Source organism: Peterkaempfera griseoplana, assembly GCF_001418575.1.
GTDB classification, from domain to species: Bacteria; Actinomycetota; Actinomycetes; order Streptomycetales; family Streptomycetaceae; genus Peterkaempfera; species Peterkaempfera griseoplana.
In genome coordinates this window covers 1-7,073 of sequence record NZ_LIQR01000225.1, presented here as the reverse complement: position 1 = coordinate 7,073, position 7,073 = coordinate 1, and the positions used below count along the sequence as shown (strand labels likewise).

Annotated in this window: 4 protein-coding genes; all 4 read right to left on the bottom strand. The window is 71.8% G+C overall.

Translation table 11 applies throughout. The features are described 5' to 3' along the window. Window positions 1-1,094 (bottom strand): LCP family protein (locus AOK09_RS17745; protein WP_055588188.1); only part of this gene is annotated, 1,094 nt, incomplete at its 3' end. Between the two features lie 239 nt (window positions 1,095-1,333). Continuing rightward, window positions 1,334-3,145 (bottom strand): trypsin-like serine protease, encoded by a 1,812-nt coding sequence (locus AOK09_RS17740; RefSeq protein WP_055588187.1) that lies wholly within the window; start codon window positions 3,143-3,145, stop codon window positions 1,334-1,336. 263 nt (window positions 3,146-3,408) lie between these two features. Next, entirely contained in the window at window positions 3,409-5,514 is a 2,106-nt protein-coding gene (gene rho, locus AOK09_RS17735) for a transcription termination factor Rho (protein WP_055588186.1), read from the bottom strand. A 560-nt stretch (window positions 5,515-6,074) separates the two neighbouring features. Continuing rightward, on the bottom strand, window positions 6,075-6,992 hold the full coding sequence (gene thrB, locus AOK09_RS17730) for a homoserine kinase (protein WP_055588185.1): 918 nt from the start codon (window positions 6,990-6,992) through the stop codon (window positions 6,075-6,077). Window positions 6,993-7,073: the final 81 nt, after the last annotated feature.

The window sequence follows — 7,073 nt, the reverse complement described above, 5'->3', positions numbered from 1 at the left end:
CGGGCGGCGGCAGCGGACGGGCGCGCCGAGTCCGCCGGGTTGGCCGGCTGCTGCCGGAGGATGTCCTTCGGGACCGGCCGGTCGCTCCTCAGCGCCTCCCACAGCCGCGCCGCCTGGGGCTGGGTGGCCACCACCCGGTTGGGGTCGGTGGGCGCGTAGTGGACGGGCAGGGTGACCATCGTGAGGTCGTCCGGCCCGATGGCCTTGAGCGTCTGGGAGAGCCCCACCAGGTCGTTCACCGACGCCAGGTCGGTGTCGGCGGTGATGGACCGGGTGAGGGAGTCGGCGACCTTGAAGAGCTTCACCGGGTTGCCGAGCAGCCCGGCGCTCCTGGCCTGGCTCAGGATCGACTTCAGCATCTGGTGCTGGAGCTCTATCCGGCCCAGGTCGCTGCCGTCCCCGATGCCGTGCCGGGTGCGGACGAAGGCCAGCGCCTGGTCCCCGCTCAGGTGGTGGGTGCCATGGGTGAGCTTGAGATGGCTCTGCCGGTCGTCGATGTTCACCGTGGTGGTGACGTCCACGCCGCCGATGGAGTCGATGAAGCCGGCGAAGCCTGCGAAGTCGATCTCCACGAAGTGGTCCATCCGCAGCCCGGTGACCGACTCGGCGGTCTTGACCGCGCAGGCGGCGCCGCCCACCTCGAAGGCGCTGTTGAACATGGCGCCGGAGACGGCGGGCGTGGTGGTGCCGTCGGCCTTGGTGCAGGCGGGACGGTCCACCAGGGCGTCCCTGGGGAGGGAGACCACCGAGGCGTGCCTGTGGTCGTGCTCCACATGCACCACCATGGCGGTGTCCGAGCGCGCCGTGCCGTCGTTGGCACCGCCCGCCTTGCGGTGGTTGGCCCCGGCCCGGGAGTCCGACCCCAGCAGCAGGATGTTGAAGGCGCCGTTGGTGGACGCCGGCGGACGGGCGCTGCCGAGCAGCGAGTCCAGATCGACGCTGGTGATGTTGTGGTTGAGCTTCCAGTACGCGAAGCCGCCGAAGCCCGCCGCGACCAGCAGCACCGCCGCGAGTGACAGCCCGGCTATCCGCAGCCCACGACGGCCGGCGCTCCGCGAGGAGGTCGGCTGCTGGTCCTTCTGCTGGTCTGCCATGGCCCCTGGTCCGTCCTTCGTCTGCTCCCGCGCATCCGCACGGGCCGGCTCCCGAATAGGACGAATGGCGGCTCCTCTACGGTTCCTCCGCACAATGGATCACTTCGAGCATACGGGACAGATCATCTGTTACCGCCGCTCCCGGACATGGCCGTGCCCCCGCCGGTCGGACCGGCGGGGGCACGGTTTCGGAGTGTCAGAGGCCGGTCTTCCGACCGGGACGCCCTGGGCTCGGCAGGTCAGCCGAGGATGGTGTACGAGCCGAAGCTGCCGCTGCCCATCTGCACCTTGGCACCGAAGGAGCCGTTGCCCTTGCCCGGGTACTCGTACAGGTAACCGTTGGTGAAGCGGATCAGCAGGTCGGCCTTGCCGTCACCGTTGATGTCGCCGGTGGCGGCGAGCGCGTTGGCCGACTTGAAGCCGCTGGCGCTCAGCGTCTTGCGGGTGCCGAACCAGCCGTTGCCCTTGCCCGGCCACAGGTAGAGCGCGCCCGCGGAGGTGCGGCCCACCAGGTCGGCCTTGCCGTCACCGGTGAAGTCGCCGTGGCCGACCAGCTGGCTGAGGCCCTGCAGACCGGAACCGACCTGGAAGCGGCTGCCGAAGGAGCCGTTGCCCTTGCCCGGGTAGACCCAGACCGTGCCCGCGCTGTCCACGGTCAGCAGGTCCGGCTTGCCGTCGCTGGTGAGGTCACCGGGGGAGACGATCTGGCGGACCGAGCCCCAGCCGGTGGTCAGCTTGGTGTTGATCCAGCTGTACGACCACAGGTCGTAGTGGCGCCAGTAGAGGCTGCCGTCGCTGGACTTGCGCATGATGACGTCGGTGGCGCCGTCCATGTTGAAGTCGCCCTGGACGACCTTGTTCCAGTACTGCCAGCCCGTGCCGACCGAGGACGTGTACCTCATGGTGGTGCCGAGGTAGGCGTAGGCCTGGCCGGTGCTGGAGGACGTGCGGACCAGCAGGTCGGCCTTGGCGTCCCGGCTCCAGTCGTTCTGCTTCGGGGCGTCCGCCGCGTTGATCTGCGCCTGGGCGGCCGTGGAGAACGTGCTGACCTTGGTGTACACGTCGTAGCCGCCGGCCTGGACGCAGTCGGCCGAGCCCCAGGAGACGATGCCGGCGATCCGGCCGGCGACCATCAGCGGGCCACCGGAGTCACCGTGGCAGCTGGCCACCGTGGTGGTGTCGCTGCCGGTGCCCGGCTTGCCGGCGCAGATCATCTTGCCCGGGGTGTAGATGGTGTCGGGCGAGGTGACGGCGTCCATGGCGGGCTGGCAGGTGCTGTCCGCGACGATCGGCAGGCTGGCCTGCCGCAGCTGCGCGGAGAGGTCCGCGGTGTCCGACGGGGTGCTGGTGAGGCCCCAGCCGTAGACGGTCGCGGTGGTGCCCGCGGTGTAGAGCGCCGAGTCGGTGCTGGCGGCGATCTTGGCGGTGGTGTACGGCAGCGGCGTGTCCAGGGTGAGCACGGCGATGTCGTTCTGCAGCGTGTCCATGCTGAAGGACGGGTGCTGCCACTGCTTCCAGACGCGCACGGCCTTGCCGTTGGTGCCGTTCCACAGGGCGGCGGTGCCGCCGACGACCACACCGTTGTGGTGCCAGTCGAGCCCGTCGACGCAGTGCGCCGCCGTGAGCACCTTGGTCGGTGCCACCAGCGTTCCGCCGCAGAACCAGCCGTCACCGGTGCTCGCGTCGTAGTACCAGAGCTGGACCATCCACGGGGCGGAGGTGATGGAGGTGGTGGAGCCGCCGATGATGCGGGGGCTGAAACCGGTCGATCCGGAGGCCGACGCCGAGGGCGACGGAACCCCCTTGATCTTCCCGGCGTGCAGGGCCTTCATGACCCGCTCGCCGGCGAAGGCCGTCGAGCGCTGCGAGGACGCAGCGGTGGTGGTGCCGGTGGTGCTTGCGGCAGCGTCACGGTTGGTGACCGCGGTGCCGGCCCATGCCTCGGAGGCTGCGAAGGCCCCGCCGCCCACCAGGGCGGTGGCCAGGGCGATGGCCGGGAGTTTGGCCCGGCGTATCCGGTGTTTCCCGGGTTCCCGCTGAGCAGGATTCACTAGATCTCCTGTGGCAGAAGAGAGGCGCCCTCCCCCAGAGGGCGCCTGCAGCAAGGTGTCGGGGGGCAGCCGATGAAAGGGCGCTCTCTGCCGACGCGCTGATGCTAGTGGTCCTTAAACATTCCATGGCCGAGTGGGGTCAGAGTTGTGACAGAACCATGACCTTGGCTGACCGATTCTGCGTCAATCACCCGACTTGTGAGCAGACATGCCAGAGCCCCCGGACCGCCGTGCGGTCCAGGGGCTCTCTGTACGCCGGTGCGTCAGTCGATGGCGCCCGGCGTCGTCTTGGCGATCTGCATCAGGAACTCGCCGTTGCTGCTGGTCTTCTTCATCCGGTCCAGCAGCAGCTCGATGGCCTGCTGCTGGTCCAGCGCGTGCAGCACCCGGCGCAGCTTCCAGACGATGGCCAGCTCCTCGCTGCCCAGCAGGATCTCCTCCTTGCGGGTGGAGGACGCGTCCACGTCCACCGCGGGGAAGATCCGCTTGTCGGAGAGCTTGCGGTCGAGCTTGAGCTCCATGTTGCCGGTGCCCTTGAACTCCTCGAAGACGACCTCGTCGGCCCGGGAGCCGGTCTCCACCAGCGCGGTGGCGAGGATGGTCAGCGAGCCGCCGTTCTCGATGTTGCGCGCGGCGCCGAAGAACTTCTTCGGCGGGTAGAGCGCGGTCGAGTCGACACCACCGGACAGGATGCGGCCGGAGGCCGGCGCCGCCAGGTTGTAGGCGCGGCCCAGACGGGTGATCGAGTCCAGCAGGATCACCACGTCGTGGCCCAGCTCCACCAGGCGCTTGGCACGCTCGATGGCCAGCTCGGCGACGACCGTGTGGTCCTCGGCCGGGCGGTCGAAGGTCGAGGAGATGACCTCGCCCTTGACCGACCGCTGCATGTCGGTGACCTCTTCGGGACGCTCGTCGACCAGGACGACCATCAGGTGGCACTCGGGGTTGTTGCGGGTGATCGCATTGGCGATCGCCTGCATGATCATCGTCTTGCCGGTCTTCGGCGGGGCGACGATCAGACCGCGCTGGCCCTTGCCGATGGGGGCGACCAGGTCGATGATCCGGGTGGTCAGCACGCTGGGGTCGGTCTCCAGGCGGAGCCGCTCCTGCGGGTACAGCGGGGTGAGCTTGCCGAACTCGGGACGGCTGCGGCCGGCCTCCGGGTCCATGCCGTTCACCGAGTCCAGACGCACCAGGGCGTTGAACTTCTCCCGGCGCTCGCCGTCCCGCGGCTGGCGCACGGCACCGGTGATGGCGTCACCCTTGCGCAGGCCGTTCTTGCGGACCTGGGCGAGGGAGACGTACACGTCGTTGGGACCGGGCAGGTAGCCGGAGGTCCGGACGAACGCGTAGTTGTCCAGGATGTCCAGGATGCCGGCGACCGGGATCAGGACGTCGTCCTCACCGATCTGCGGCTCGCCCGCACCCTCGAAGCCCTCGCGGCGGCCACCGCGGCGGTTGCGGTCGCGATAGCGGCCCCGACGGCCCCGGCGGCCGCCGTCGAAGTCGTCCTCGTCCTGCGGCTGCTGCTCGCGCCGCTGGTCGCGCTCGCGGGTCTGGGTGCTCTGCTGCCCGCCGTCCTGGCGGGTCTCGGTGCGCTCGCCGCCCTGACGGTCGCGGTCGCGGCGGCTGCGCCGGTCACGGCGGGTCTCGCGGTCGCCGCCCTGGCCGTCGGCGCCGTCGGCGGCCTCCTGGCGCTCGGCCCGCTCGGTACGCTCACCGCGCTCGCGCCGGTCACGGCGGTCACGGCGGCCCTCACCGGTCTGCCGGCCGTCCTCGACGGGCTTCTCACGGGTCTCGGTGGCCACGGCCGCGGACGGCTCGGCGCGCTCGGCGACGGCCTCCTGCACGGCCTCGCCTGCCGCGCCCGCGGGGGCACCGGCGGCGGAGGTCGCCCGGCGGCGGGGCCGCTCGGCACGGGCCGGAGCCGGGGCCTCGGCGGCCGCGGCGGCGTCGCCCGCCACCTGGCCGGGGATCTCGATCTGCTGGGCCGGCTCGGCGGCCGCAGCCCGGGCCCGGGTACGGCGGGCGGGCTTCTCCTCGGCCGCGGCGGCCGCGGCCGACTTGGTCTCGGCGGCCTTGGTCCGGGCCGCGGCGCGCTTGACGGCGGGGGCCGCGGGGGCCTCGGCGCCGGCGAGCAGCGGGTCGCCGCCGTGCTTCTCCTTGATGGCGTCGATCAGCTGGCTCTTGCGCATGCGGCCGGTGCCGCTGATGCCGAGGCCGGAGGCGAGCTGCTGCAGCTCGGCGAGGACGAGGCCGTTGAGGCCGGAGCCCGCAGTCCGGCGGCGCTTGGGCGCAGGGGCGGCAGCCGCTGCGTCCGGAGCGTCGGCGTCCGGGCGCGCGCCCATCAGATCGGTGGTGTCGCTCACGAAGGGTCCTTCCCTGGAGCGGACGTCGGCCTGTCTGGCTCGGCGACCGGTTGTGCTGTCCGGCCTGCGTGGTGTGCAGATCCGGGGCGATGTTCCGCCGGATGGCGGTTGAAGGTGTGGTGTGCGGTCTCCAGCGCGGCGCCGCTGTGCGCGTCGGCCTCACGCCGCCGCACCGCTCTGGATTCCGGGCCCCCGTCGCGTGACGGCGACCCTGGAACCCCCGGGCGCGGCCTCAGGTGGAGGCCGGCGGCTGCGGGCGCCCCCTAGAGCGGTTGGGGCAGGGCACCGTCACGGCTTCGGGACGCGGCCGAACTCGCGCAGGCAGGCTGCGTACGCGGTGAGGCAGGCTCCCGGAGAATCGTGGTCCCGGGCTTCCGGTATACCCCGTCGTGGTGGGGCACCGGGATCGGGACACTGAGCACCGGTCCCCGGAGGGCTCCTGGTGCACGCATGAGATTAACACTACTGGACCCAACAAACATTCCCCCACCCTGAGTGCGCCAATCGTGTCCCGCGACTTCCTCGTCTCCCTCCCCCGCGGCCCCTCACCGCCCTCTGGATCAGACCTCGAGCGGCAGTACCGAAGCGCCGTCGTGGTCCAGCTCCAGGCGGTGCGCCGCCCACTCCGGACCGGCGAAGCGGGTGAGCTTCTCGGCCGTGCCGTCGTGCGCCAGCGCCAGCACGGTGGGGCCGGCGCCGGAGATCACTGCCGGGACGCCCTCCGCCCGCAGGGCGGTGACCAGCGCCGCGCTCTCCGGCATGGCGGAGGAGCGGTAGTCCTGGTGGATCCGGTCCTCGGTGGCCGGCAGCAGCAGCTCGGGACGCCGGGTGAGCGCCTCGACCAGCAGCGCGGCACGGCCCGCGTTGGCGGCCGCGTCGGCATGCGGGACGGTGCGCGGCAGCAGTCCGCGCGCGGTCTCGGTGAGCAGCGGCGTCGCCGGAACGAAGACCACCGGCACCACCTCGTCGGACGGCTCCAGGCGCACCGCGCGGGCGGCGTCGTCGTCGGTCCACGCCACGGTGAATCCGCCGTACAGACAGGCCGCGACATTGTCGGGGTGGCCCTCCAGCTCGGAGGCCAGCGCCAGCAGCCCGGCGTCGTCCAGCACCGAGGTGCCGCCGATGGTGACCGCCCGGGCGGCGACGATCCCGGCGCAGATGGCGGCCGAGGAGGAGCCCAGACCGCGGCCGTGCGGTATGCGGTTGGCGCACACCACCTCCAGGCCGCGGGGCTGTCCGCCGAGCACCTCGAAGGCGGCGCGCATCGACCGCACCACCAGGTGGCGCTCGTCGCGGGCCAGGGTGCCCGCACCCTCACCGGCTATGTCGACGTGCAGGCCGGCGTCGGCGACGCGTACCACCACGTCGTCGTACAGCCCGAGGGCGAGTCCGAAGGCGTCGAAGCCGGGGCCGAGGTTTGCGCTGGTCGCGGGGACCCGCACCCGGACGGCTGCGGCACGGAACGCGGGACCGGCCATGCGGTGGACTCTCCTGGGATCGCTGGGTGTGCTGGGTGGGTTCGGCTCGGGGTCGAGTTCGGGGACGCGCTCTCCGGGGCC

What these genes read in the sequence shown, in the direction of transcription:
- thrB (WP_055588185.1), bottom strand. Translation starts at nt 6,992, where the DNA reads ATGGCCGGTCCCGCGTTCCGTGCCGCAGCCGTCCGGGTGCGGGTCCCC.